This window comes from Dokdonella sp. (assembly GCF_039926425.1).
Classification (GTDB): Bacteria; Pseudomonadota; Gammaproteobacteria; order Xanthomonadales; family Rhodanobacteraceae; genus Dokdonella_A.
Genome location: NZ_JBDSWZ010000050.1, coordinates 1 through 25,576, shown reverse-complemented (window position 1 = coordinate 25,576; position 25,576 = coordinate 1). Strand labels below are relative to the sequence as shown.

Here is a 25,576-nt window from a genome sequence, read left to right as displayed (position 1 = left end):
TGCGAAATCGGCTATGCGCTCCGGCCGGCCTACTGGGGCCGTGGGTATGCGGGCGAGATGCTCCATCTGGCCATCGATCACGCGTTCGGACAGCTGGGCTTGCTGCGCATCGAAGCGGACATCGACCCACGCAATGTCGCGTCATACCGACTGGTCGAACGCGCGGGTTTCCAGCGTGAAGGCCTGCTGCGCGAACGCTGGCGCGTCGGCGGGGGCGTGCAGGACACCGTGCTGTATGGACTGCTGCGCGAGGATCATCACTCGCGCAGCAATGAATCCAAGCCATTGTAGGAGCGGCTTCAGCCGCGATGCTCGTACGTGCTGTCGAAACAAGCAACGCGGCTGAAGCCGCTCCCGCGACCGCGCCGCTTTATTTCGCGTTGGCGAACGCGAGCGTCATGTCGAGCATGCGGTTGGAGAAGCCCCACTCGTTGTCGTACCAGCTCAGCACCTTGACCAGCGTGCCTTCCATCACGCGCGTCTGTGTCGCGTCGTAGACCGAACTGCGCGGATCGTTGTTGAAGTCGACGGATACCAGCGGCTTGGCGTTGACGCCGAGAATGCCCTTGAGCTTTCCGGCGGCTGCCTCGTTCATCGCGGCATCGATTTCGGCGACCGTGGTGGCGCGTGCTGCGACGAACGTGAGATCGACGACCGACACGTTGATCGTCGGCACGCGCATTGCGAAGCCATCGAGCTTGCCGTTGAGTTCCGGCAGCACTAGACCGACCGCAGCCGCAGCACCGGTCTTGGTCGGAATCTGCGACATCGTTGCCGAGCGCGCGCGGCGCAGGTCCGAGTGATAGACGTCGGTCAGCACCTGGTCGTTGGTGTACGAATGAATCGTCGTCATCAGGCCATGCACGATGCCGATTTTCTGATGCAGCACCATCGCCAATGGCGCGAGGCAGTTGGTCGTGCATGAGGCATTCGAGATGACTTCGTAGCTTCCCTTCAACGTGTCGTCGTTGACGCCGAACACGAAAGTTCCATCCACATCCTTGTCGCCGGGTGCGGAGATGATCACCTTCTTCGCGCCAGCGGCAATGTGTGCGCCGGCCTTGGCCTTGCTGGTGAAGAAGCCGGTCGATTCCAGCACAATGTCGACGCCGAGATCCTTCCACGGCAGCTTTGCTGGATCGCGTTCGGCACAGACCTTGATGCGGTCGCCGTTGACGATCAGGTCGCCGCCCTCGACGCCCACCTCACCCGGGAACTTGCCGTGCGCGGTGTCGTACTGCGTGAGGTGCGCGTTCGTCGCGGCGTCGCCGAGATCGTTGACCGCGACGATCTGGATCTCGTGATTGCGATTGGCTTGATACAGCGCACGCAGCACATTGCGGCCAATGCGGCCATAACCATTGATCGCGACCTTCACGGGCATGAGACGGCTCCTCGACGTAAGCGGAAAACGGGTCGCGCATTGTAGCGGCCCCGCGCTCAGGGCGCACAGGGCCGCTTTGCCGGGGCCAATTGGCGGGAAATCCTTCCGGCAACAAAGAGGTCAGCCGTCGAGCGAGAAGTCGATCGGCACGAGGATGTAGCCACTCACCGGCTTGCCGTCCTTGCGCGCCGGATGGAATCGCCATTGCATCACGGTCCTCACCGACTCCGGTCCGAACACTGCGCCGGCTTCAGGTGGATTCGCATTCGAGACTTCTGCCGATTGCGGCGCGCCGTGCTCGTCCACCAACACCTTGATCTCCACATGACCGCTCGTGTGCGCGTCGATGGCGGACTGTGGGTAGACCGGCGGAAAACTCTCCCGGTAACTGGTGTTTTCCTCTGCTGGCGTATCCCCGCGATGCCGTTCGTCCGCTGGCGCTGTTTCATCATGCACTCCGGGTTTCCAATCCGACTCATGCACAGCCAGCGTCGCCTGCAGGCGGAGAAAGCCCGGTTCTCCCGGCCTGCCTTCCTCGATCGTCCCGGTCTCCGACTGGCGAACAACAATCTCGGGCGCTGCGACGATCGATGTTCCGCGCAGAATCTTTACCGCCAGCTCGATGTTGCCTCCGGCGAGCAGACGGCTTCTGAACTCCGCCCGCCACGGATCGACGCCGTCGCCCATGACCGCGAATGGCGCTCCCACGGGATTGATCATGCGCGAATGCACAGGCGCATCGCCTTCGAAGGTCACGACGAGATCCGCATCCACGGTCTTGTCGCCCGCGTGCTCGACCGTCGCACCACGAGGCGCTTGGGAGGCCCAGGCGACATAGCCGCCACCAAGTCCGAAGACGACGACCATCACCACACCGGCTGCACGGCGACCACGCGTCGGGTGCGTTTTCTTCAGCATGCGAATTCTCTCCTTGAGGGGGTGGCCTGACGGCCAGCGGCAGCCGACCGGCAACTGCAGCTCCTGCCGTAATTGTCCGGCCAGTTGCGTCTTCAACATCGCGTCGGCATACGACCGGCGCGCATGCGGGAAACGCGAGATCACCGACACGTCGCACGCCAGTTCCTGATCGAAACGGAACGATGCTGCCGCGTAGTGGACAAGAGGATTGAACCAGTTGAGGCAACGCGTGATGGCGACGATCGCGTTGATTCGTGCATCGCCGCGTTGCCGATGCACGCGTTCGTGCGCAAGGATGAGCTCCCGCTCCATCTGTGTGTAGCGCGTCTCGAAGTCGGCAGGTAGAACGATCAGCGGGCGCCAGGCGCCGACCAGTGCGGGACCGCCATCGACCGATTGCGCACGCACCACGCCATCGTCGATAGGCAGCAAACGACCGAGACCTCGCACGAAGCGCCGTTGTTGAGCCACAAGAACGCAGGCGGCGACGACGATGCCGACGAGCCACAAGATCATCAACGACGGGCGCCAGTCGATCGGCACCGACGCCTGCGGCGCCTGGGCAATGGCCATGATCGAATGCGACACCCGAACCATCGCTGCCGCCGGTCGTTCCGAAGCCGGCAGGACGGTCGCCATGGCGGCGAGCGGAACGATGATCCAGCTTGCGTAGACGACCTGGGCGCCGAATGCGTGATGCAGCGCGACGCGCGTGAGCAGGACGAGTACGAGGGCAAACGTTCCGGCCAGCATCATCGAGGTGACGACGGCAAACGTCTCATTGATCACGGTCGAGCTCCTCGATCAGTGCGCGGATCTCGGCGATGTCTTTCTTCGTTAGCTTGCTGCGCTCCGAGAAGTGCGCAACCAACGGTGCGACGCGCCCGCCGTACAGCCGGTCGAGCAGGCTTCGGCTCTCCGCGAGCACGTAGTCGCCACGCTTGATCACGGCGCGGTACAGATAGCGCCGACCGTCGCGCTGGGCGGAGATCGCGCGTTTTTTCAGGAGCCTGTTCAACAGCGTCTTGACCGTCGCCTCCTGCCAGTCCTGCGCATCCGCGATCGCCGCGACGATGTCTTCGGCACTTCGCGCGGGAGTGGAAGCCCAGAGGATTTCCATGACGCGACATTCGGCTTCGCTGATCTTCACGTGTGTTTACACCTGTAATCGATGAACGTAGATTACGCGTGTAATCGCTGAAGTCAAGAGCGCCCGCGAAGTCGGACGTGGACGCCGCAACCACCACGCACACGAAGAACCTTCGAGCTGCTGACCGCCCCGATCTTTCACTGACCGCGCCTGGCGTGGTGAAGACGTGCGTGCCTCGCGATCGTCGCCGGGCGTGAGTCACGGACACGTGGTCCGAGTCGACTCATGGCAGACTTTGAACTCACCAAGGAGATTCCTGCATGGACCGCATCCCGATGTTGCTGTTTGCGTTGCTGTTGCTGTCGCCCAACGTTGCGCGAGCGTGGGGACCCGCTGCACACCGCATGGTTGCGCAACTCGCGCAAGATCAGTTGGCTCCGGCAACGCGCGTGGACGTGAAGCGTCTGCTGGCAGTCACGCACGATCACCAGCTCGCCGATGTCGCCACCTGGGCGGACGATCTGCGCCATCTGCGTGAGGAACGCGCGCTGTGGCGATCGACAGCGCCGTCGCATTTCGTCAACTTCGCGTCTGCGAGCTGTCGCTACGACGCGGCGACGGAGTGTGCCGGTGGACGCTGCATCGTCGCCGCGATCGAACGCAACGCGCACACGCTCGGCGACCACTCACGCACGGACGCCGAGCGCGCACAGGCACTGCGCTTTCTCGTCCACTACATTGGCGACGTGCATCAGCCGCTGCATGCCGGTTATCGAAAGGACAAGGGCGGCAACGCCTTCCAGATTCGCAGGAAGGGACGCGGCACGAATCTGCATGCCGTGTGGGACTCGCCCGTTCTGGCAAGCCGACACATCGGCTGGCAACGTCAGGCACGCCTGCTCGCGGCGAGGCCTCTGCCGCGGGCCAGTGGTGGCCCGAGACAATGGGCGGAAGAATCCTGTCGCGTCTCGCGCGACGCTGGAATCTATCCGCACTCGCACCGGCTCGACGATGCGTACCTCGTCCGCATGCGGCCACTCGCAGAGGAACGCGTCCGGAATGCAGCCTCGCGACTTGCGATGGTGCTCAACCGGGAACTCGGTCGCAAGTCGCACCGCTGATCAAAAGACCTGCTTCCCGTGAACATCACGCACCCTATCCACACCGGGGTTCAGAAGGCTAAATCGCGCCTGAATATTTACTAAACTCATGGGTATTGAAATAGCGGAGCTGAATCCCATCTTAGCTCCGCCGCCACGGAATCGAACCGATTTCAAAGGTGACAGTCGAAGACGGGCAGCACAGGAAGTGGTGCCAAGAAATCCTTTCCCTACCAAGAGTTAGAGTAAAAATCTCATGAAAAATGCACTCTTTGCCATTGCCCTCGCCAGCGCAGGCCTTGCCGCGCTCCCCGCCACCAGCCATGCCGCCAATTCGAGCGGATTCTTCGTCAATGGCAGCGTCGGCCAATCGAACCTGTCCAAGGGCTCCTACGACGACAACGACACCGGCTACACCGCCAACGTCGGCTATCGCTGGGCACTTTCCCCGAGCGTGCTGCTCGGCATCGAGGGCGGTTACACAGACCTCGGAAGCATCCAGCCGAAGCGCGGCGCAAATGCACTCGGCGATGCCGAACTGAGCGGATACAACCTCGGCGTCAACGGCCACTTCAACGTCACCGACAACTGGTATGTCAGCGGTCGCACGGGCTTCTTCCGCGCCGACGTGAAAGGCGGCTACTTCGATGGCGTGGTGCCGGTTCGCGTCGATGACAACGCGAACAAGTGGTACGCGGGCGCGGGCGTCGGTTACGACTTCAGCAACAATTTCAGCGTCGGTGTGAACTACGACTACTACAAAGCGAACAAGAACGGCCTCGACTTCAATCCAAGCCTCGTGTCGCTGGGCGGAGAGTACCGCTTCTGATTCATCGCCCGCCGGCGACGGCGGTTTCCCACACTCCAACGGAGCAGCAAGGCATGGACGCCTTTCCCAGACCCGGCCTGCGTTCGCAGGCCGGTTTTTTTGCGCCGATTGTCCAGCGCGAGGATTCGCACGCGGGCCCCGCGTCAGAAGTCTGGTTCGAACCCATCGGCGAACAGTCGGTCCACCCACGTTCCGTACAGCGTCCAGCGCGATTCGCTGAACGCCGGCATCGATCCGCCAAATGCGGGTTCGATCTCGACATCCAGCTCGGTCGTCCCAGCGGCCACGTCGAGCAACGCGTCCTGCTGCTGCCAGCGACGCGCCGGATTGGCGATGACTGGCGGGAACGACCCGGCCAGCGAGCCATTGATGCGAATGTCCGCCGCCGCGGAACCCGCGATGACTCCCGGCGTTCCAGCGCCCGCATCGAACGTCCGTCGCAGGCGCAGCGCGTGTCCGTCTGGCGGAACCCGAAGATGGAAATGGCTGCTGCCATCCACATGGCGACAGACCAGCGCCGTGCGCGACGTTGGCGGTTCGTCTTCGAAGATCGACGTGACGACATCGCAGTCTGCCGATGGCGGCGCGGCATACGCGTGCGCCGCGGCGGCTGCGGCATCGCCGACCTCGAATGCGTCATACGTCACGATCGATGGCTGCGCAGAACGGTACGTGTGCGCGACAGTACGCGCGCAGATCGGAGAGGGCTGCGCCGGCGCGTATCCGGCTTCCTGATCGAGCCGCAGTCCGTTGGAGTAGACCAGAGGATCGGTGAGCATCCAGCGATACACCGCGGTGGTGCCCTGCCCGTCCGGATCGGTTTCGGTGGCGCCGGACAGTGCAGCAGTCCAGCTTCCCTGATCGAAGTAAAAGCCGCCGTTGTAGAAATCCTCGACGCCGGTGCCAATCCACGCGGGAGCGATGGCGCCGTCAATCGACGCGAGCTCATCGCCTTCAAGATAACCACGCGTGCCGGACCCGTTCGCGTCATATCTTGCGGACACGCCGATCACCTTGCCCGCGCCGTCGGCGGACGCGAGCGCAATGCGCCCCGCATCCACGCACGTGTCGGACAGTGTCGCCGCATATCGGCCGACGTCGTCGGAGACCGGCTGCGTGTCGAAACTCAGCGCACTCGCGACCGGGATGGTCGCCGGCAGATCCGCAGCCGCCACCAGTGACACGTCGACTGCGTGTGCAAAGGGCATCGGGATCCACGCATACAACCATCCCCCGGCATCCTCGCCGACCAGCACACCGCGCGCGGGCATCGCAGACGCCGGTGCCGTGGCAAAGAAATCGGCAAGCGGAACATCGACCGAGTCGACACCGTCAAATGCGAGTCGCAGGTTCACGTGCGAATAGGCGGCACGTGGCAGGTGCAGCCGGATGCCGCGCAGCCAGCCGGGTCCGGCGCGCGTTGCGAGCGTCAGCTTTGCACCGGGCGCGATCGTGGAGTTCTCGGACTCTGGCGCGAGCATCGCGTTCCATGGATCGCCACCCGCATGCGCGAGGAATGCGCGCCATGCCGGTGCGTCGTGACCGGGCGTGAACGGAGTCACCAGCGAGCCCGGGGTGATGCGGTGATGCTGGATCTGAAACCAGAGCAATCGTTTCGCCGGATCCGCGCCATTCGGCTGGCACGGATTGACGCCGCCGTTGCCCGCGCCCACCAATGCAATGCGCAGCGATTGTGCGTACGCGATTGGAACGTACGAAACATAGCCCCCACTCGACTGCACGCGATCGGCAACCAGAGGCGCGGTGAACGGCGCAATGGAGCCATCAAACACTGCTGCCAGCGCGACATCGAGCGTGGGTACCGTCGCACCATCGACGTAGAAGCGCACCCGTACGGCAGGATCGATGCAGGTCGCCGTACCAAAGCCGGTGGTCATCCACACGCGCGTGATGGCACCCGGGCCGCGCTCGTCAAAGACGATCGCTTCATCACCTTCCGAGTACAACCAGCGCTCCGGATACGCGTTTCCGCTTTCCGCACCCGCGTTGCTGCGATCGTAGCGACAGCCGTCAAGACAGTGACTGGACTGCTGCAGCACAATGTCGGTCGGGTCGAGCGTCGCGAGCCGCGCAGGCGATTCCCAGATTTCCCACGGAAGTCCCGTCGCGCGTGCGCGAAGTGGAATCATGCCAACCATGGCGCACGCGATGAGGAGGCACGCGCGCATCGCCGGGCGGGCGATCAGTCGCGCTCGGGATACAGCGCCGGGAGCGCGGATGCGATCCGGCGTTCACCGCCGGTACTCCGCCACGCAAGTCCTCGCTGGAAGGCTTGCTTCAGCCGCGCGCCGAGACCTTGCGACGACGCGCCGGCATAGCGCGTGCGCTGAAGATCGGCGAGCGCATCGCGTTGTGCCGGATCATCGAGGCGCGCACCAAGCTCGCCGAGATTGCGCACATCGGAACGTTCGCTGCGCGCCCACGCAACCAGCGCACGTTCTGCACCGGCGAACTCGCCCATCGCGCACGCACGCAGGAACGCCGCGCGTTGCGAGGAACTGTCTGGCGCGACTGGCGCATTGCCTGCAACCGGCGAGGGAACGCGCCGCGACCGCCACCACGCACCGAGGGTGAGCAGCCACAGGGCAAACACGCCGATTGCGATCGTCCTCCACAAGGTCGTGCGACCGACGATTGCATCCTCGGAAACGACACCGGCACCGGGCAGGATCGCGGTGCCGCCTGCGCGCGCACTCTCAGGGGTTTGTGCGACCTCACCCGTCGTCGGAGACGGTGCAACGGCCGCGCCGGCCGCGGGGAGCACCTGGACCGTGTGTGCCGGCAACTCCGCGATTTGCGCGCGATCGTGGACGGTGTCCCACCAGCGAACCTTCAATCCGGGAATCGTCAACGTGCCCGGGCGATTCGGAACAAACGCGAATTTTCGGACGCGTTCGCCATACCGCCATTCACCGTCGTCACGCGTGCGCGTGTCCGCTTTGTCGGGATAGACCTCGGCACCTTCGACAGCGCCCAGCGTAATTTCAGGGACCTGCTCGAAGCCCATTCCCTGCGCCTGCTCGCGGATCGTGCGCGTGATCGGATCACCGACGCGCACCTGGGTCGGCAGTTCGGTTTCGTCCTTCAGCAGCAGTGATGTTGCCGGAAGCCACGCGGCATCGATCCACTCGGCGGGTTTGGGCTTCACCTGCAGGTGCACGGTCTCCGAGTGCGCGCTCACCGAGCGACCGCGGCTGAAGAACCCGCTCGGGTCATTGACGTCGAGCGCGGTGCCGCGAAAAACGAGCGGAGGCAACTCGAGCGCGCCGCTGCGCTCGGGCGTCAGCGCATAGTGGCGTTCGACCACGTTGTAGCGCCGTGCGCCAAGCGTCGCGACGTATTTCTTCTCCTGCCCAAGCCGCTGCACGCTGATGCCGTCCGCCTGCGGTTCGCTCAGATTGCCTTCGGTGAGGTCGAACGCAAAATACAGTTTGACCGTGTAGTTCACTTCCTGCTGCACGTATGGCGTCAGCGGATCGACGGTCGCCTCGAGAAAAATGTCATCGCCTGCCTTGCCCGATGCGGTGGTGGCGGGAGCAACGACATTGAGCTCGATCGCCGATGTCTTCGCGTCGCCGACCGCGATTGGCGCAATCGCGATGTGCCCGGTGTGTTTCGGTTCGAGACCAATTGCCCACAGCGACTTCGACTGGCTGCTTCCATTGGTGATGCTGACCTGCTGGCTCGACTGCGTGCCGAGTAGATTGAAATCCTGCTTGAGCGCGGAGAAATCCGGTGGGGTTCCATTGCTCTCGCTGCTCTCGACATTGAGCGTGACCGTTTCCCCCATCTGCATCGTCGCGCGATCAAGCCACGCGCGCACGGTCGGAGTATCGGCGTGTGCGCAGAACGAAACGAACAGCGCGATCCACATCGCCACCCACGCCGGGCGAGCCAATCGTGCAGCGTGGGTTGGGCGCGACTGCGACGTTGCGCGTCGCGCTGTCGTCGATGAAACCGGTCGGTGACTCATCCGCCTTCTCCTCCGCGTTGCTGGCGACGTTGGTACTCAAGCTGGAACTTGCGCCGCAGCAGTCCACCGGGATCGTCGGGCACGCGCTGCAGCCAGTGTTCGAGCGCCTGCTTCTTCTCGCGCGTGGTCTCGTCTTCCTGCAGGGTTCCGGCCTGCGGCTTGCCGTCCTTGTCGCCCGGCTTCGGCGCATCGGCCAGCGCCTTGTCGATGTCCTTGGACAAGGCCTCCTGCTGCTGTTTGTCGGCGCCCTGTTGCTGGCCCGCAGTTTGATCCTTCGCATCATCGCCCGGATTGGACGACGGCTTCTTGTCCTGGGAATCCTGTGCGTCCTGGTCAGACGCATTCTTGTCGTCCTTCTCGCCCTTGCCCGACGACGGATCCTGCTGCTTGTCCTTGTCACCTTGGCCGGACTGCTCGCCCTTCTGCTGATCCTTTTCGCCGCCTTGCTGGTCCTGCGGCTTTTTCTCGCCGTCCTGTTTCTGCGAATCCTCGCCATCCTTGGATGGGTCTTTCGAACCTTGCTGCCCGGATTGGTCCTGTTTCGATTGCTTCAGGAAATCCTCGACCGCCTTGCGGTTGGCCTGCGCGTCCTCCATGCCTGGAGCGATTTTCAGCGCAGCGTCGTACGCAGCGATTGCGTCTTCGTAACGCCCAAGCCTGGCGAGCGAATTTCCCTTGTTGTAGGCGCCGTCTGCCCCGTCGACATGCGTGTAGGCATCGGCCGCAGCGCCAAAATCGCCCGCCTTGTAGGACGCGCTGCCACGCCAGTCCGGCGTGCGTGCAACATCGGCGGCGTGCTTTGCATCGCCGTCGGCCAATGCGTGAGCCGCCTGCTGATCGGAGCGCTGCCACAGATCCGCAAACGATGCGGCATCGGCCTGCCGGACCGGACTCATCAGCACAAGTGCGATCGCCATCAGCCAGCCGCGACGGAATCCGCACAGCGCGAGTGGCGCCAGCAGCAACAACAGCCAAGGCCCGCGATCGCGCCAACGCGCAGTCTGTGCGGTTTGCGCTGTCGACGCCGCGTCGTCGGTGCCGGGCTCGATGCCTTCAACGTGAATGCCGAGCAGCGTGTCGAGATCGCTCGCATCCGGCGCCAGCGCGGCGTAGCGACCACCGCCCGCATCGGCCACCGCGCGCAAGGCTTGTTCGTCGCGCTTCGCAACCGCGATTCCGCCGCTCGCATCCTTCATGAAATCACCCTGCGCCAGCGGAATCGGTGCGCCTGCGCTGCTGCCGATGCCGAGGACCGAGACGGTGACCCCGCTTGCCTTCGCCTTGCGCGCAGCGTCGGTGGCGGAACGACCCGCGCTGTCGGCCAGAAGGATGATCTCGCCGCGGTGGAGCCCGGCCTGCTCGATCAGGTCGACCCCCGTTTCGATCGCGCGTGCAGTGTCGTTGCCAGCCACTGGCATCGTGCCCGGATCCAGCGCATCGATCAGGTTGTGCACGGTGCCCACGTCGTCGGTCAGCGGCGCAGCGACGAATGCATCGCCGGCGTAGCCGATCAGCGCAGTCTGGTAATCGCGGCTGCGCGCTAGGATGTCATCCAGCTTGAACCGCGCGCGGGCGAGGCGGCTCGGCTTCTCGTCCTGCGCGAGCATGCTGGCGGACAACTCCAGGGCGAGTACCCGCGCGGCTTGATTTCGAAACAGTGGCATCGGTTCGCGTTCCCATGCCGGCCCGGCGAGCGCCACGCATGCAAGAACCCACAACAGCGCCGCAAGTGCGAGGCCGGCGCGCCCGGGGCCGCCATCGATGCGCTCCATCAGGTGCGGCAGCAGATGCGCATCGACCGCACCGCGCCACGCGCCTGCATCGCTGCGCCCGTTGCGCCACGCAAACCAGAACAGCGGCAGCGCGAGCAACAGCAGCAGCGCGAGCGGGCGCAGGAAATGAAATTGCGAAAGCGCGTGCATCGCCGCGGAGTTCATGCCGTCTGCACCGGACGCAGCACCCGTGCGCGCCACGACGGAACCACGAACGCCAATGCGCCGAGCACCAGGGCACCGCCGAGTGGCCACGCATACAGTTCGTCGATCGGCCGCAGGCTTTCGTGTGTGTCGGCGGCCGGTTCGAGCTGGTCGATGGTCCGATAGACATCAGCCAACTCTTCGCTGTTGCGCGCGCGGAAATAGCGCCCGCCGGTTTTGCTGGCCATCTCGCCGAGCATTTTCTCGTCGAGTTCGGCCGATGGATTGACGACGCGGCTTCCGAAGATGCTGTTGACGCGCATGGCATCCGCGCCGATGCCGATCGTGTAGATGCGCAACTGGTTCGCGACAGCGAGATCGATTGCCTTGGCGGGATCGAGCTCGCCCGCGGTGTTCACGCCATCGGTGAGCAACACCAGAACACGTTGCGGTTGCGGCCGGTCGCGCAGACGCTTCACCGCGAGTCCGACCGCGTCGCCAATCGCCGTCTCACGACCGGCGAGCCCGATGGTGGCGTCGATGAGCTGCTTGCCGACGGTTTTCAGGTCGAACGTCAGCGGTACCAGCAGGTAGGCGCGCGTGCCGAACAGAATCAGACCCACCCGATCGCCGACGCGCCGGTGGACGAAATCGGAAGCAATCGCCTGAATGGCTGCAAAGCGTGGCGCGGACGCTCCACCGAGCTGCATGTCCTCGATGCTCATGCTGCCCGAGGTGTCGACGGCGAGCAGCAGATCGCGCCCCGAACGGGGCACATCTTCCGGAGTGCCGAGCCACTGCGGGCGTGCCGCAGCAAACACCAGCAGCAACCACGCAAGCAGCGCGAACAGTCGCCGCAGACGAGGCACGGAAGAGACGTCCGCTTGTTGGGGCAATACGACCCCGAGATGCGGCAGATGCAACGCAGTCGTCATCACACTGCGCGCACGCGGCAACAGGAACGCAGCGAGCACGGGCAACGGAGCGAGAGCGAGCAGCCACGGCCAAGCGAGTTCAAACACGGGCGCGTCTCCCGGGCAGAACGGCGCGCAGCCATGATCGCGCCAGATCGAGCAGCGCGCGCGCATCGACGGGCTTGCCCGACGCATCGCCAGTTCGGCGGTACGGCGCATCGAGAAGCGTCCGACCCACCTCGCCGCGGAATGGCGCATCGTCCGCGCGTTTCTTCGGCCACTGGGCGTCGAGGAACGCAAGCCACGCATCGTCACGCAACGCCGCAGCTTCGGGCTCGATCATCATCGACACCCGGCGAAGCAGCTGCGAGACCTCGATCGCGACACGTGCGGGATCTGGCTGCGCTGCATGGCTGGTCGCAATGCGCTCGAGTTCGGCATGCACGCGACGGCGCCATGCGCGTTCGCGTTTGCGGCGCACCAGCCAGCGCGTTGCAAAGAACAGGGCGACCAGAACCAGCGCCGCGAGAATCCACCAGCCAGGTGCAGGCGGCCACCACGAAGGCGCCGGCGGCAGATGGATGTCGCGCAGCTCGGGGCCCGGAATCGGCGTCGAAGTGGCCGCAGCAGCGCTCATGCCACCACCGTCGAGATCCGGCTGCGTGCAAGAAGCGGAGCGATCGCACGGCGCAGGTCGGCGTGTCCGTCGAGTTCGATCACCCGAACGCCAAGCTTCTTGCAAAGTGCGATCAGCCGTTCGCGCGAGGTCGTGAAACGCTCGGTCCACGCGCCGCGGACGCGCGCATCGCCGAAATCGAGGATGCGGCGCGTCGCGCCGAGATGCAGCGCGTAGCGGCCCGGCGGCGGCGGCGCGAGCTCCAGCGCATCGCGCAGCAGCACCACCGCGATGTCGTGGCGTCCGGCAAGTTGTGGCAACAATTTTTCCGTTTCCGCGTCCGTGCTGAAACCGTCGGTCAACAGAACCAGTCGCATGCCGGGCAGCAGCAGGCGGCGCAGACGCGACAGCGCGCGCGACAACGGCTCCTGCGCAACGGCGTCGGCGGCGGTGTCCCAGTCGCGCAGCGCGCGCAACACATGCAGCACACCCCGACGACCGCCGGCCGGCTTCACTTCGCCGTTGATGCCGCCGCCAAAGCCAAGTGCGCCGACGCGATCGCCGCCGGCACTCGCCATCCACGCCAGCAACGCCGCGGCGCGTGCGGCCTGCACGCTCTTGAAGCGCACGCGGGTACCGAAGCGCATGCCCGGGTTCAGATCCATTGCCAGCAACAGCCCCTGCTCGCGTTCTTCTTCGAAGAGCTTCGTATGCGGTTTGCCGCTGCGTGCGGTGACGCGCCAGTCCATGTGGCGGATCTCGTCGCCGGCCTGGTAGATGCGCGACTCGCGAAAATCGACCCCGCGACCGCGCCAGCGCGAGGTGTTGCCTCCGGCACGCAGTGCGGGACTGCGCCGGCTTTTCATCAGGCTCGCGCCATGCGCAAGCGCGCCCAGCGCGATCAGTTCATCGAGGGCGACGCGGGTGGCGTTGGTATGCGATGGGGACATGGATGCGAAAGAGGAGTCGGATGCGACGGGACAAACGATCGGAGGCCGCGGCGGCGCATCTGGCTACGGCAGCGGCACACGTTGCAACAGCAGCGCAATGACCTTGTCCGCGTTGATGCCTTCCGCTTCCGCTTCATAACTCAGCAGCACGCGATGGCGCAGGACGTCGGCGGCAATCGCATGCACATCCTCCGGCGTCACGTAGTCGCGCCCCGCCAGCCATGCATGCGCACGCGCGCACCGATCGAGCGCAATGGTGCCGCGCGGGCTTGCTCCATACGCGACATAGCGGGCGAGCTCGGGGCCATACGGCGATGGATCGCGCGTCGCGAGCACCAGCTGCACAATGTATTCCTCCAGTTGCGGCGCGAGATGCAGGTCGAGCACTTCGCTGCGCGCGGCGAATATTTGCGACTGGCTCAACACGCGCGCGGGCGCCGCGGTTGTGCTGAGCGCATCGCGCGCACGGCCACGCGCAAACTTGAGGATGGCCGCTTCTGCCGCAGCGTTCGGGTATCCGACCCGCACGTGCAGAAGGAAACGGTCGAGCTGGGCTTCGGGCAGCGGATAGGTGCCCTCCTGCTCGATCGGATTCTGCGTCGCCATCACGAGGAACAGCGCCGGCAGCGGATAGGTATCGCGACCGACGGTGACCTGTCGCTCGCCCATCGCCTCGAGCAGTGCGGACTGCACCTTGGCCGGCGCGCGGTTGACCTCGTCGGCGAGAATCAGGTTGTGGAAGATCGGTCCACGCTGAAACTCGAAATTGGTCGTCTGCGGACGAAAGATTTCGGTGCCGGTGAGATCGGCCGGCAGCAGATCGGGGGTGAACTGCACGCGGTGGAAGTCGGCCTCGATGCGCGCCGCCAGTTCCTTGATCGCGGTGGTCTTGGCAAGGCCCGGAGCTCCTTCCACCAGCAGGTGGCCGTCTGCGAGCAATGCGATCAGCAAGCGGTCGATCAGAGTTTCCTGGCCGATGATGCATTCGGCGAGCTCGGAGCGAAGCGCGGAAAAAGCGGCTGCGGCGGTAACGGGTTCGGGCATGTCCATGGGATCGCTTCGGAGGTCTGGTGAATGATCGCACGCCGGCGGCGCCCACCTGTGACAGCACAGGCGCCCGGAAGTTTAGGAGACCGGAGGGGAATTGTTCAGTCGGCCGACCCGTACAGCGCCTTGCGGGGAGCTCCGGTGATCGCGGCGGCCAGCTTCGCGGCACGTGCCGGAGGAAGTTCCGCACGCAGCAGGCCGAACACGCGCCGGCCTTCGGCAAGCTGCGTATCGGCGGCCTCGCCTTCGGCGCCGGCGACCAGAAGCACGAATTCGCCGCGCTGCTGGTTCGCGTCGGCGCCGACCCGGGCGGCGATCGCCTCGAGCGGCGCCGCGATGAAGGTCTCGAAGATCTTGGTCAATTCGCGTGCAAGCACACCCGATCGGTCTGCACCGAACACGACGATCATGTCGGCAAGGCAGTCGACGATGCGATGGCTCGACTCGTAGAAGATCAGCGTGCGCGATTCGGCACACAGAGCCTGCAACCGCTCGCGCCGCGCGGAGGACTTCGCCGGCAGGAATCCCTCGAACACGAACCGGTCGCTGGGCAAGCCGGCCGCCGACAATGCCGCGATCGCCGCGCACGGACCAGGCACCGGCGACACCTCGCAACCGGCCTCGCGCGCCGCGCGCACGAGGCGGAACCCCGGGTCGCTGACCAGTGGGGTGCCCGCATCGGAGATCAGCGCAACGTTTTCGCCGGCGCGCAGGTGATCGACGATCCGCGCCGCCTGATCACGTTCGTTGTGTTCGTGCAGCGCAAGCATGCGCGCCCGGCTGCCCGCCTGGGCAAGCAGTGGTGCGCTGTGGCGCGTGTCCTCGGCGGCAATCACGTCGACGTCGCGCAGCACGGCGCGTGCCCGCGGCGAGAGGTCGTCCAGATTGCCGATTGGCGTCGCGACGATCCACAACCGGCCCGGCTTCTCGTTCATCGATGTCTCCGTCAGGTGTCAGGCGCGATTCATCGGGCGCGCGCATGCGATCGGCTATCATCGCAGTCCTGCGGCCCACAGGCACACGCCCGCCGCACTGGCCTTCCATGTGCGGATGCATCGATCATGACGTTACGCAGGACGCTCGACCTTTCGATGGCGCACGACCCACTGCGCTTTGGTTGTTCCCGATCGAGCGCGCGCCTTGTTTTCGCAGCGATGCTCGGCGTTGCATTGTCGGGCTGCGCAACGGTCTCCAGCGGACCCGACGAAGCACCGCTGTCCGCGGACGCGGAGCGCGCCGAACAGCTGTATGCGCACGGCGACCTCGAGCAGGCGGCAAACGCGTTCCTCGCACTTGCGCAGGACACCGCTGGCGACACGCACGCGCACTACGCGCTGCGCGCTGCCGAAGCCTTGCGCGAACGCGGCGACCTCGACGGTGCAGCGCGCGCGCTCGGTGACATCAAGCGGCGCCGGCTGCATGGCGACGAGCCCGTGCGCCTCGACCTGCTCGACGCCGAAATCGCGCTGGCGCACGGCAACGTCGCGCAAGCCCAGGGCATCCTGGCAGAGATGGGAGACGTGCCTGCGGCATTGCGAATCCGCGCCATCGAGCTTCGTGCCCGCGCCGATCTCGGTGCCGGCGATGCGTTCGCCTCGGCGCACGCGAGAGCGCTGCTCGACCGCGACCTCAAGGGCGCCGACCGCGAGCAGAACCGCAGACAACTCAATGACGCACTCGCCACTCTGGACGCGAACGCACTGAAGACGCGCGTCGACGCGTTGCCCGCCGATGACGTTCTGCGGCCGTGGGTGGAGCAGGCGCTGCGCGGCAAGGGTCAGCCTCTGGCGCGCGCGTTGCCGCGGCCGAGTCACCTGGTCGGCACGATGCAGGCTGGCACCGATGGCGCACTCGAAGCGGAAGGCTACGCGTCGCTCAAGCATGTGGCACTGCTGCTGCCGATGGGCGCGCAGCTCGCCGGCGTTTCGCAATCGATTCGCGATGGGTTCCTGACTGCGTATTTTTCGGACGACGCCGCGCGCCGACCGGAAGTGCGTCTTTACGACGCCGGCAAAACGCCCGGCGACGCACTCGCGGCCTACAACAAGGCGGTAGCCGACGGCGCGGACCATGTGGTCGGTCCATTGCAACGCGAGGCGGTCGGCGAACTGTTCCACCAGCCACTGCCGACGCGGGTGTTGGCGCTCAATCATCCGGACACCGGCGAAGTGCCCCCGGCGGGCAGCGCCGAATTCGGACTGCTGCCGGACGCGGAAGGGGCCCAGGTGGCCGAGCACATGCACGATCGCGGCATCACGCGCGCCGCGGTGATCACCGCCGGCACCGACTGGGCCGAGCGTGCAGCCCGCGCGTTTCGTTCGCAATTCGAGGCGTCGGGCGGCCTCGTGGTCGGCGAATCGCGGCTCGGCGACAAGGACGTGAACTATTCGAACGCGATCGTGCAGGCGACTGCAACGCTCGGTTCCGACCCGGGTGCCGGCGTGTTCATTTCGATGCGTCCGCAACAGGCTCGGCTGCTTCTTCCGCAACTCCACGTGGCGAACGTCGGCGCGCCCGTTTTCGCGACGTCGCACGTCTATTCGGGCGATGCGAACTCGTCGCTCGACCGCGACCTGGACGGCGTCGAATTCTGTGACGCGCCGTGGGTGCTCGGACCGATTCCCGGTCGGCCGGACCGCAATCAGCTGTCGAGCCAGATCGCCAGCGCGAATGGCGTCGGCGCGCGCCTGTTCGCGTTCGGGATGGATGCGTATGCGCTGTTGCCGTACATGGACTGGCTGCTCGCCCATCCGCAAGCGTATCTGGGCGGCGCCACCGGCGAACTGACCGCAGACACGTTCGGGCGCATCCATCGCACCGTCGGCTGGGCGCGTTTTCGCGATGGCTCGGCGCAACCTGCCGATGGCGCTCTCAACGCAGCGCCGATGCAGCAATGACCCCGACGGCCGACGGCCTCGACACCCGCTCGGCCGGCGCGCGTTACGAGGACATCGCACTGGCGCACCTGCAGCGGACGGGTCTGGTACTCGTTGCGCGCAATTTCAATTGCCGGCACGGCGAACTCGATCTGGTGATGGACGATCGCGGCACGCTGGTGTTCGTCGAGGTGCGCTATCGCCGCGGATCGGCGGCACGCACCAACTTTGGCGATGGACTCGATTCGGTCAGCGCGTCCAAGCGTGCGAAACTCATCCGCGCAGCATCGATGTTCCTCGCAGCACAACCGAGGCTCGCGCAACGTACCTGTCGCTTCGACGTGGTTGCGATTGCCGGCGACGTCGCCGCCCCGACGCTCGACTGGTGCAAGAATGCATTCGAATCGAATTGAGGATTGTTCATGACGGTCTTGTCCCGGAATCGCGTTGCGTGCCTCCGCACTGAATCGCGTTCGGCTCGCATGCGCGCGCTCTTCCTCGTCGCTCTGGTTGGATTGCTGCCCCAGCTCGGCGGCTGCTTTCTCGCGGTCGCCGGTGGAGCGGCCGCTGGCGCTCGCGCCGCGCACGATCGACGTGGCTTCGGCTCGTATGTCGACGACAAGCGTGTGTACCTCGGCGCCTACGACGCGATCAACAAGGATCCGGAACTTGGCCTCAAGAGCAATGTGATCATCGTGGTGTACAACGGCGTCATGCTGCTGGTCGGTGAAGTGCGCAGCGAGGAACTCAAGCAGCGTGCGGAGCGCACCGTCGGCGGATTCGGCAACACGCGCCGCATCGTCAACGAGCTGGAGATCCGCGAACCGGAAGGCTTCTGGTCGCACCGTCGCGACAACACGATCACCGCGCATGTGAAAACAGGATTTCTCGATCTCACCAGCCTCGAAGGGTTCGATCCCACGCGCGTCAACGTCACAACCGCGCACCGCGTCGTGTACCTGATGGGCAAGGTCACGCACGAGGAAGAAGACGCGGTCGTCGGCATTGCGCGCGACACCGCCGGTGTCGAGCGGGTCGTGAAGGTTTTCGAGTACCTGGACTGACGGGCGCACATTGCGCGGCCCGGCAAACACGATGCTTCCGTCTCCCGCCATTGCCGAGCTGCAGTTGGTCTTCGCCCGAGACGCGCTGACCACCGACGAGGCCGAATGCCTTGTCTATGGATACGACAACTCGCGTCGACAGGCGATGCCGGACGCGGTGGTGTTTCCGACGTCGCACGAGCAGGTCACTGAGCTGGTGCGCATCTGCCGCAGCCATCGCATCGCGCTGGTCGCGCGCGGGCGCGGCACCAACACGACCGGCGCGAGCGTGCCGGTCAGCGGCGGGATCGTTGCGAGCTTCGAGCGGATGAACCGGATCCTCGGCATCGATCCGGACAACCGCATCGCGATCGTCGAGCCGGGCGTCCTTAACGGCGATCTGCAGATCGCGCTCGCACCTCACCGGATGTTCTGGCCACCGGATCCGACGTCGGCCCCGTTCTGCACCATCGCCGGCAACATTGCCTGCAATGCGGGCGGGCCACGCGCGGTGAAGTACGGCGCAACGCGCGACAACGTGCTCGCTTTACGCGGCGTTGCCGGTAGCGGCGACGCATTCCGCTGCGGAAGCGCAACCACGAAGGGCTCGACCGGCTACGACCTGACGCGGCTGGTGATCGGTTCGGAGGGGACGCTCGCAATCGTCACCGAGGCGACGCTGAAGCTGGCCCCGCTGCCATCCGCACGGCGCACCCTGCGAGCAACGTATGCGAACGTCGACAGTGCGGCGCATGCGGTCGCGCGCATCATGGCGCAGCCGGTGACTCCATGCGCGCTCGAGTTCCTCGACGACCAATGCCTCGCGCTTGCACGCGCGCATGCCGGCGACTCGATTCCCGTTGCAGGCGCGATGCTGGTGATCGAAGTCGATGGCGAGCCGGACACGCTCGGCCCTTCGGTCGACGCCGTATCAAACGCCGCGCGTGGCGAGGGATTGATCGAGCTGCGCATCGCGGCGAACGACGCGGAAGTCGCCACGCTGTGGTCAGCGCGCAAGGCGCTCTCGCCCGCGTTGCGCACGTTGTCGCCGAACAAGATCAATGAAGATGTGGTCGTGCCGGTCAGCCACGTGCCGGAACTCGTCGCCGTCGCGCGTTCACTTGCAAAGAAGTTCGCATTGCCGATCGTCTGTTTCGGCCACGCAGGCAACGGCAACCTGCACGTGAACCTGCTGCCGCGTGACGCCGCCGAACACGCGCGCGCCGAACAGGCGCTCGATGGATTGTTCGACGCGGTGATCCGCCTCGGCGGCACGTTGTCCGGCGAGCATGGCATCGGACTCGCGAAACGTGCATTCATGACGCGCGCGGTCGATGCCAATGCGTTGTCGCTGATGCGCCGCGTCAAGGCGCAGTTCGATCCAGACGGCATCCTCAATCCGGGCAAGCTGTTGCCCGATTGACGTCGCACTTTCGTCCGACGCAGGCCGCTACAAAACAACTGTTTCGACGACGGACGCGGGAGTATGCTCCAGCGACGGCGGCATCGATCGCCTGGGCAATACCCACGAATTCCCCCTCACATCGGAGTGAGCACCGTGAGACATCAGGACGTCGCGAATGCGATCGCGCTTGCGTGCGCCATCGCTGGTTTTTGTGCGCCAGCACACGCAGTCAATATCGATCCCCAAGGCCGTGGACAGGTACTGCTCTACCCGTACTACACGGTCAACAGCGGGCAGGACACCTATTTCTCGGTGTCCAATCCCACTGTTTATGCCCAGGTCGCACACGTGCGTTTCCTCGAAGGGCGAGCGGGCCGACCCGCGCTCGATCTCGACGTGCATCTCACGGCCTACGATTCCTGGTCCGCAGCGATCAGCCAGGTCTCGGATGCAGGTGGTGCCCGGTTGACGACAGCGGATGCGAGCTGCACGCGGCCGGCGATTCCCGCCACAGGCCTGGCGTTCACCGCCTCCGGCTACGACGGCAGCGGCGCGCTGGCAGCCGACAGCGGACCACATGACCTCACGCGCACCCGCGAGGGGTTCGTCGAGGTCATCGAAAGCGCCGCCGTGGAGTTCGCCGAGGGCGGAACCGTCTTGACAGCTTTTCCGTTCGAGATACCGCCGATCGATTGCGCGACGATCTTTTCGTCGATTGTCGGCCATATCGGGGTGATCGGCGGGGGGCTGACCGGCTCCGCTGCGATCATCAAGGTGGCCGACGGCATCTACTATCCGTACTTGCCGACCGCGATTGACAATTTCACGAGCGTTCCGCTCTACACCGAAACGATGTCGCCGTTACAACCCTCGCTGCAACAGGCGAATTCCGACACCGGCGCGGGTGGCCACCTGGTCGCGAACGTGTTCGGCGAAAACGCGAGTTTTGGCACTCTCGTCACTCCCTACGCGCTCCAGTTCGACACCGGGATCGATGCGGTCAGCGCGGTGCTGATGGCCGACAGCCTGCAGAACGATTACCTGATCGAACCCGGCCTCGGCGCGAGCACGGACTGGGTGCTCACATTCCCGACCCGACGTTTTTATCAGGATCCGATCTATCCGGGCTACAACGACGGTGCAAATTCCGGTGTCGGACTCTTTGAACGATCCGATGCAGCGTTCTACGACACGGAGGGCAATCGGCTGACGGTGGACGAGGAGACCATTCGTCCGCCTTACAGCACGAACGTCATCAGCTTCCTGCGCGGCGCCGCCGCCGGCGCGAGATCCGGCGTATTTGGTTCGTCGCTCACCCGGAATTATGCGCCGCCTGCAAATGCCGGAACCATGCGCCTCGATGTCGAACGCCATCGCACGGGTCTGGGTGGCACGTCGGGACAAGGTCTTCACTCGCTGCAAGTCTCTGGATTCGGCGCGGGCCTGTATGGGTTTCCGGTCGTCGGCTTCATGGCTTACAACATCGTCAACGCAAACGCGGCGCCCGGAAAGCTGGCCAACTACAGCGGCACGTTCGCGCATCGCACGACGGCCTGCTTTGCCCAGACTTATCTGGATCCAGCAATCTGCTTCCGCTGAGCGGTCGGCCTGCCACGCTCCGATGTGGACGGACATCGCATGTGACCGCCGATCTCCGTCAGGGCGCTCAACGGATGGTTCGACGCCGTGATCCGACTTTGCGGAACGCTCTCCGGCGAGCATGGTACCGGTCTCGCGAAGTGTGCATTCATGACGCGCGCGATCGATCCGGTCGTGCTCGCGCTGATGCGTTCAATCAAGCGGCAGTTTGATCCGGACGGCATTCTCAATCACGGAAACCTGCTGCCGGATTGATCGCTGCGCAGTCGATCCCGGCACGTGCAATGGCCGCTTGTACGACACTCCTCGCAGGAGTAGCCTCCGGTAGCACGGCGGCACAGATCGCCTGACGTTGTCGCGACACCTCACGTCGGAGTGAGCCAATGACATTGAATGTCCCTGCCGCGCAGGCATGCGCAACGGTGCACCACGGGTTTCTTCCCGTGTCGAAACCGTTCCAACGATTTTCGGAAACAGCTCGCCTTCCACCAGACGGCTCCGGGTTCCGTTGCACTGAGATTCCGAGGCGGAACCGGCCGTACACCTGCGCTGCCCTGCGATGCGTCGAGCCCCTCGCGGCCGATGGACACGTGGATGCACGAACCACATTTCATCCCGCAGAGTCACCGATGGGAGCAGACGCGCGCTTTAGCGAGACGGTACCGGATCGACGGACGCAAACCGGTGATTGATGGGAATCGGGGATCTCAAAACGATCTTGGCTCGCGGCGTTGTCATCGTGTCGCAATCAGCGCCCAGCGTGAACGTCTTTCAACGGCGATCACCTCACCATCTGCGCCTTTGAAGATATCCACGGACGGGCGAAGAATCCTGATGGATCTTCGACGAAGGAGATGCGACATGAAACGTTCATCGCTCGCACGCTGGTTGCCGCTGGGTCTTGCCGCGTGTGCCGGCGTTTCACAGGCCGTCACCCTCAATCCACGCGGCCTGGGCCAGGCGCTCGTCTATCCGTATTACACCGTCAACAAAGGTCAGGACACCCTGGTCTCGCTGGTCAACGGTTCCGACTTCGGAAAACTGGTGGCGGTCCGTTTTCTGGAGGGTTACAACGGCCAGACCGTGCTGGAGTTTGGCGTCTTCCTCGCCGCGCACGAGACCTGGACAGCATCACTCAGCCAGACCAGCGACGCGGGCGGCGCCGCCGTCCATACCGCTGATCATTCCTGCACCTACCCGGCGATTGGATCGGCGGGCCAACCTTTCCTGACCAGTCGTTTCAACGACGGTGGCCCGCAAGGAGCAACGCGCACGCGCGAGGGATCGTTCGAAGCGATCGCGATGGGTGACATCGTCCCGGGCAGCGCGACGGACGCGCGCATCTTGCGCATTCAGGGCATCGAGCCGGGCGGAACATTGCCCGGTGATTGTCCGCTGACTGCGGAGTCGTACATCGCAACGCTCGCGGATCTGGTGACGCCGACCAGTGGCCTGTTTGGCAGCGGCTCGATCGTCAATGTCGGCCAAGGGACGTTGTTCGCGTACAACGCCGATGCGTTGAGCGGATTCACCGATATTCCTTTTTCGTCGCCAACAGCCGACTTCGGGAGCGTCTCGCTGATGGCCGCAAATTCGAGCGAGTCGGTGATGAGCGCACGCGCGCATGTGTTCGCCCAGTTGCACGCCGCTGACGATGGTTTTCCCTTCGCGATCGATTTCCCGAATGGAATCGATGCGGTGAGTGCAGTCTTCATGGCGGACACGATCCACAACGATTACCTGGTGGCCGCCGGACTCGGTGCCAACACCGACTGGATCGTCACGTTTCCGACCAAACATTTCTATGTCGACCGTGCGGCCAATCCATCGGGACGCTTTTATCCATTTGCCCAGCCCTTCGATGCACCCGGAAAATCCGAAGTGACCTTCGGCGCGAAGATCTACGATCAGGAAGAGGGATTCACGACGGTTGGCGGCCCCTGTGGATTTTGTCCGCCGCCGCTGCCGCTTCCATCACTGCCCTATCAGGTCAACGCAATCAGTTTCATGGCGCAACCCGGAGCCCCGCTCGTCTCGGGCGTCCTCGGATCGAATCTGACAACAAATCTTGCACCTCATGCTTCAGCGGGCACGGTCGAATTCGATCTCGCATCGATCGATTATGGTGATCGCGCACACGTCCTGTCGGGCTACGGCGTCGACAATCCGAACGACTCCGTGGAGCTCTACGGCCTGCCGGTGACCGGCTTCATGGTCTACAACATCGTCAACGCCAATGCGCAGGCGGGAAGCCTGGCCAACTATGGCGGATTGTTCCGGCACGCGAAGCGCACCCTTTACGGCCGCGCATCTTTTTCGCGCTGAGAAAGCACTTTCGGAATGGAGAACCTGACGATGAAAATCAGCACGCTCACAGCTGCTCTCGTGATCGCGAGTGCATGCACGACCGGCGTTGCACACGCGGTCAGCGTCAATCCGCACGGTCTCGGACAGGTGCTCCTTTATCCGTACTACACCGTCAACAAGGGCCAGGACACGCTGCTGTCGGTGGTCAACTCCTCGGATGTCGGCAAGGCGGTCAAGGTCCGCTTTCTTGAAGGCTACAATGGGCGAACCGTGCTCGACTTCACCCTGTTCCTGTCGGCGCACGACATCTGGAGCGCTGCGGTTTCGCAGGTCGACTCGAGCTCCGGCGCAAAGATCACGACCACGGATCACAGCTGCACCTTTCCGCAGATCGTCGATGCGGGGCCGCCGTTCTCGGCAGCCAATTACAGTGGCGCACCGGGCTCGACCGACAGCGGTCCGCAGACGATCGCGCGAACCCGCGAAGGCCATATCGAAATCATTGCCGATGGCGACATCGTCGCTGGCAGCGCAACTGACCAGCGCATCACGCACGTGCAGGACGGCTCGCCCGGAGGCGGGAGTCCAGCGGGGTGCGACGCGATCACGGCGAATGGATTCGGTGCCGATCTGGTGACACCCACCACCGGACTTCGCGGGTCCGCCTCCATCGTCAATGTCGGTGAGGGCACGTTTTTCGCCTACGCAGCCGACGCGCTCTCCGGTTTCACCAGCGTCGCGTTCACCGACACAGTTGCGGATGTCGACCATGATTCGCTGGCTCGGGCCAATACCGACGGCTCCGCATTCACTGGCGGCGCGGTTGCCACGGTACCGACCGATTCCGGTGAGGTCCTGACGCTCGACTACCCGCGCGGCATCGATGCGGTCAGCGCGGTATTGATGGCAGATTCGATCAGCAACGATTACCTGGTATCGGCCGGACTCGGCGCCAACACCGACTGGATCGTCACGTTTCCGACCAAGCGGTTCTATGTCGATCCGGCGTTGGTGGGCAATACAGCGGGTGCTCCTTTCGTGGAAACCTTCAACGGTGGCCATTCGTCTGTTTCACTCGGTCTCGACATCTACGATCAGGAAGGGTTTCATCAGTCGAACCGGCCGCCAGCGGAGGGGTGCGGAATTCTCTGCCCGGCGCTCGTACCGTTCATGCTTCCCTATGAAGTGAATGCCATCCGCTTCGTTCCGGACACGGGCACGTTCGCGCCGTCAGGCGTATTTGGTTCGCAGCTGTCGACCGTGTTCGGCCCGCTGTTTGGTAACGCATCTGATGGTGATGCCGGTTGGGCACGCATCGGTTTCAACGATGCGCTCGAACCGCACGCGCTGACAGGTGGAATGAACTGGCCCACGCCCGTTGCGCTGAATGGACTGCCGTCGATCGGATTCATGGTCTACAACATCGTCAACACCAATGCCGCGCCTGGCCGACTGGCCAATTACGGCGCAACGTTCGCGCATCGCTCGACGATGTCGTGCACCCCGTGCGAGAACTCGCCCTCCGGGGGAGCCGCTGCCGAGTAATCGGCAAGCCATAACGCGGCACTCACTCGCTGATCGAGGGGTG

At 64.6% G+C, this 25,576-nt stretch carries 22 protein-coding genes; 11 read left to right on the top strand and 11 right to left on the bottom strand.

Features of this window, described 5'->3' with window-relative positions; genetic code table 11:
* A partial coding sequence (locus ABIV12_RS03130) for a GNAT family protein (protein WP_348056128.1) occupies positions 1-291 on the top strand: 291 nt, incomplete at its 5' end.
* Positions 292-370: 79 nt separating this feature from the next.
* Here the strand turns inward: ABIV12_RS03130 and gap are convergent.
* The 3 genes from gap to ABIV12_RS03115 form a co-directional block, all read right to left on the bottom strand.
* Positions 371-1,384 (bottom strand): type I glyceraldehyde-3-phosphate dehydrogenase, encoded by a 1,014-nt coding sequence (gene gap, locus ABIV12_RS03125; protein ID WP_348056126.1) that lies wholly within the window; start codon positions 1,382-1,384, stop codon positions 371-373.
* 120 nt (positions 1,385-1,504) lie between these two features.
* Complete coding sequence (locus ABIV12_RS03120; protein ID WP_348056124.1) at positions 1,505-3,091, bottom strand: TonB family protein; 1,587 nt, start codon at positions 3,089-3,091, stop codon at positions 1,505-1,507.
* Positions 3,081-3,452, bottom strand: a complete 372-nt coding sequence (locus ABIV12_RS03115) for a BlaI/MecI/CopY family transcriptional regulator (RefSeq protein WP_348056122.1) — start codon at positions 3,450-3,452, stop codon at positions 3,081-3,083. Before ABIV12_RS03115 ends, ABIV12_RS03120 begins: the two co-directional genes overlap by 11 nt.
* Before the next feature lie 260 nt (positions 3,453-3,712).
* Here ABIV12_RS03115 and ABIV12_RS03110 point away from each other — a divergent pair, with 260 nt between their 5' ends.
* Entirely contained in the window at positions 3,713-4,513 is an 801-nt protein-coding gene (locus ABIV12_RS03110) for a S1/P1 nuclease (protein ID WP_348056120.1), read from the top strand.
* Between the two features lie 235 nt (positions 4,514-4,748).
* The gene (locus tag ABIV12_RS03105) at positions 4,749-5,321 is read left to right on the top strand and encodes a porin family protein (protein ID WP_348056119.1); all 573 of its coding nucleotides are present in this window, start codon (positions 4,749-4,751) and stop codon (positions 5,319-5,321) included.
* A gap of 143 nt (positions 5,322-5,464) precedes the next feature.
* Here ABIV12_RS03105 and ABIV12_RS03100 read toward each other — a convergent pair whose 3' ends face one another.
* The 8 genes from ABIV12_RS03100 to rsmI form a co-directional block, all read right to left on the bottom strand.
* On the bottom strand, positions 5,465-7,471 hold the full coding sequence (locus ABIV12_RS03100) for a DUF2961 domain-containing protein (RefSeq protein ID WP_348056117.1): 2,007 nt from the start codon (positions 7,469-7,471) through the stop codon (positions 5,465-5,467).
* Between the two features lie 53 nt (positions 7,472-7,524).
* Complete coding sequence (locus ABIV12_RS03095; protein ID WP_348056115.1) at positions 7,525-9,240, bottom strand: BatD family protein; 1,716 nt, start codon at positions 9,238-9,240, stop codon at positions 7,525-7,527.
* 71 nt (positions 9,241-9,311) lie between these two features.
* On the bottom strand, positions 9,312-11,252 hold the full coding sequence (locus tag ABIV12_RS03090; protein WP_348056113.1) for a VWA domain-containing protein: 1,941 nt from the start codon (positions 11,250-11,252) through the stop codon (positions 9,312-9,314).
* Positions 11,249-12,253, bottom strand: a complete 1,005-nt coding sequence (locus ABIV12_RS03085) for a VWA domain-containing protein (protein ID WP_348056111.1) — start codon at positions 12,251-12,253, stop codon at positions 11,249-11,251. The genes ABIV12_RS03090 and ABIV12_RS03085 overlap by 4 nt, the downstream gene beginning before the upstream one ends.
* Positions 12,246-12,782, bottom strand: a complete 537-nt coding sequence (locus ABIV12_RS03080) for a DUF4381 domain-containing protein (protein WP_348056109.1) — start codon at positions 12,780-12,782, stop codon at positions 12,246-12,248. Before ABIV12_RS03080 ends, ABIV12_RS03085 begins: the two co-directional genes overlap by 8 nt.
* Positions 12,779-13,711, bottom strand: a complete 933-nt coding sequence (locus ABIV12_RS03075; RefSeq protein WP_348056107.1) for a DUF58 domain-containing protein — start codon at positions 13,709-13,711, stop codon at positions 12,779-12,781. Before ABIV12_RS03075 ends, ABIV12_RS03080 begins: the two co-directional genes overlap by 4 nt.
* Positions 13,712-13,774: 63 nt before the next feature.
* Entirely contained in the window at positions 13,775-14,761 is a 987-nt protein-coding gene (locus ABIV12_RS03070) for a MoxR family ATPase (protein ID WP_348056105.1), read from the bottom strand.
* A 98-nt stretch (positions 14,762-14,859) separates the two neighbouring features.
* Positions 14,860-15,693 (bottom strand): 16S rRNA (cytidine(1402)-2'-O)-methyltransferase, encoded by an 834-nt coding sequence (gene rsmI, locus ABIV12_RS03065; RefSeq protein ID WP_348056103.1) that lies wholly within the window; start codon positions 15,691-15,693, stop codon positions 14,860-14,862.
* 126 nt (positions 15,694-15,819) lie between these two features.
* On the opposite strand from rsmI, the gene ABIV12_RS03060 reads away from it, so the two are divergent.
* From ABIV12_RS03060 to ABIV12_RS03025, 8 genes are all read left to right on the top strand, one after another.
* Positions 15,820-17,655 (top strand): penicillin-binding protein activator, encoded by a 1,836-nt coding sequence (locus tag ABIV12_RS03060; protein ID WP_348056101.1) that lies wholly within the window; start codon positions 15,820-15,822, stop codon positions 17,653-17,655.
* Positions 17,652-18,047: a YraN family protein gene (locus tag ABIV12_RS03055; protein ID WP_348056099.1), complete on the top strand. Its 396-nt coding sequence runs from the start codon at positions 17,652-17,654 to the stop codon at positions 18,045-18,047. Before ABIV12_RS03060 ends, ABIV12_RS03055 begins: the two co-directional genes overlap by 4 nt.
* 69 nt (positions 18,048-18,116) lie before the next feature.
* Positions 18,117-18,698 carry a BON domain-containing protein gene (locus ABIV12_RS03050; protein ID WP_348056097.1) on the top strand — a complete coding sequence of 194 codons (582 nt, stop codon included), beginning with the start codon at positions 18,117-18,119 and terminating at the stop codon, positions 18,696-18,698.
* A 31-nt stretch (positions 18,699-18,729) separates the two neighbouring features.
* Entirely contained in the window at positions 18,730-20,100 is a 1,371-nt protein-coding gene (locus tag ABIV12_RS03045) for an FAD-linked oxidase C-terminal domain-containing protein (protein WP_348056096.1), read from the top strand.
* A gap of 135 nt (positions 20,101-20,235) precedes the next feature.
* Entirely contained in the window at positions 20,236-21,681 is a 1,446-nt protein-coding gene (locus ABIV12_RS03040; protein WP_348056094.1) for a hypothetical protein, read from the top strand.
* A gap of 51 nt (positions 21,682-21,732) precedes the next feature.
* The gene (locus ABIV12_RS03035) at positions 21,733-21,936 is read left to right on the top strand and encodes an FAD-linked oxidase C-terminal domain-containing protein (RefSeq protein ID WP_348056130.1); all 204 of its coding nucleotides are present in this window, start codon (positions 21,733-21,735) and stop codon (positions 21,934-21,936) included.
* Positions 21,937-22,542: 606 nt separating this feature from the next.
* On the top strand, positions 22,543-24,006 hold the full coding sequence (locus ABIV12_RS03030; RefSeq protein WP_348056092.1) for a hypothetical protein: 1,464 nt from the start codon (positions 22,543-22,545) through the stop codon (positions 24,004-24,006).
* 30 nt (positions 24,007-24,036) lie between these two features.
* Positions 24,037-25,533 (top strand): hypothetical protein, encoded by a 1,497-nt coding sequence (locus tag ABIV12_RS03025; RefSeq protein ID WP_348056090.1) that lies wholly within the window; start codon positions 24,037-24,039, stop codon positions 25,531-25,533.
* Positions 25,534-25,576: the final 43 nt, after the last annotated feature.

Excerpts from the sequence above, each read along its gene's own strand:
- ABIV12_RS03110 (WP_348056120.1), top strand. The coding sequence starts at position 3,713 with ATGGACCGCATCCCGATGTTGCTGTTTGCGTTGCTGTTGCTGTCGCCC.
- gap (WP_348056126.1), bottom strand. The coding sequence starts at position 1,384 with ATGCCCGTGAAGGTCGCGATCAATGGTTATGGCCGCATTGGCCGCAAT.
- ABIV12_RS03075 (WP_348056107.1), bottom strand. The coding sequence starts at position 13,711 with ATGTCCCCATCGCATACCAACGCCACCCGCGTCGCCCTCGATGAACTG.
- ABIV12_RS03030 (WP_348056092.1), top strand. The coding sequence starts at position 22,543 with ATGAAACGTTCATCGCTCGCACGCTGGTTGCCGCTGGGTCTTGCCGCG.
- ABIV12_RS03080 (WP_348056109.1), bottom strand. The coding sequence starts at position 12,782 with ATGAGCGCTGCTGCGGCCACTTCGACGCCGATTCCGGGCCCCGAGCTG.
- ABIV12_RS03100 (WP_348056117.1), bottom strand. The coding sequence starts at position 7,471 with ATGATTCCACTTCGCGCACGCGCGACGGGACTTCCGTGGGAAATCTGG.
- ABIV12_RS03025 (WP_348056090.1), top strand. The coding sequence starts at position 24,037 with ATGAAAATCAGCACGCTCACAGCTGCTCTCGTGATCGCGAGTGCATGC.
- ABIV12_RS03090 (WP_348056113.1), bottom strand. The coding sequence starts at position 11,252 with ATGAACTCCGCGGCGATGCACGCGCTTTCGCAATTTCATTTCCTGCGC.
- ABIV12_RS03050 (WP_348056097.1), top strand. The coding sequence starts at position 18,117 with ATGCGCGCGCTCTTCCTCGTCGCTCTGGTTGGATTGCTGCCCCAGCTC.
- ABIV12_RS03105 (WP_348056119.1), top strand. The coding sequence starts at position 4,749 with ATGAAAAATGCACTCTTTGCCATTGCCCTCGCCAGCGCAGGCCTTGCC.
- ABIV12_RS03055 (WP_348056099.1), top strand. The coding sequence starts at position 17,652 with ATGACCCCGACGGCCGACGGCCTCGACACCCGCTCGGCCGGCGCGCGT.
- ABIV12_RS03060 (WP_348056101.1), top strand. The coding sequence starts at position 15,820 with ATGACGTTACGCAGGACGCTCGACCTTTCGATGGCGCACGACCCACTG.
- ABIV12_RS03045 (WP_348056096.1), top strand. The coding sequence starts at position 18,730 with ATGCTTCCGTCTCCCGCCATTGCCGAGCTGCAGTTGGTCTTCGCCCGA.
- ABIV12_RS03070 (WP_348056105.1), bottom strand. The coding sequence starts at position 14,761 with ATGGACATGCCCGAACCCGTTACCGCCGCAGCCGCTTTTTCCGCGCTT.
- rsmI (WP_348056103.1), bottom strand. The coding sequence starts at position 15,693 with ATGAACGAGAAGCCGGGCCGGTTGTGGATCGTCGCGACGCCAATCGGC.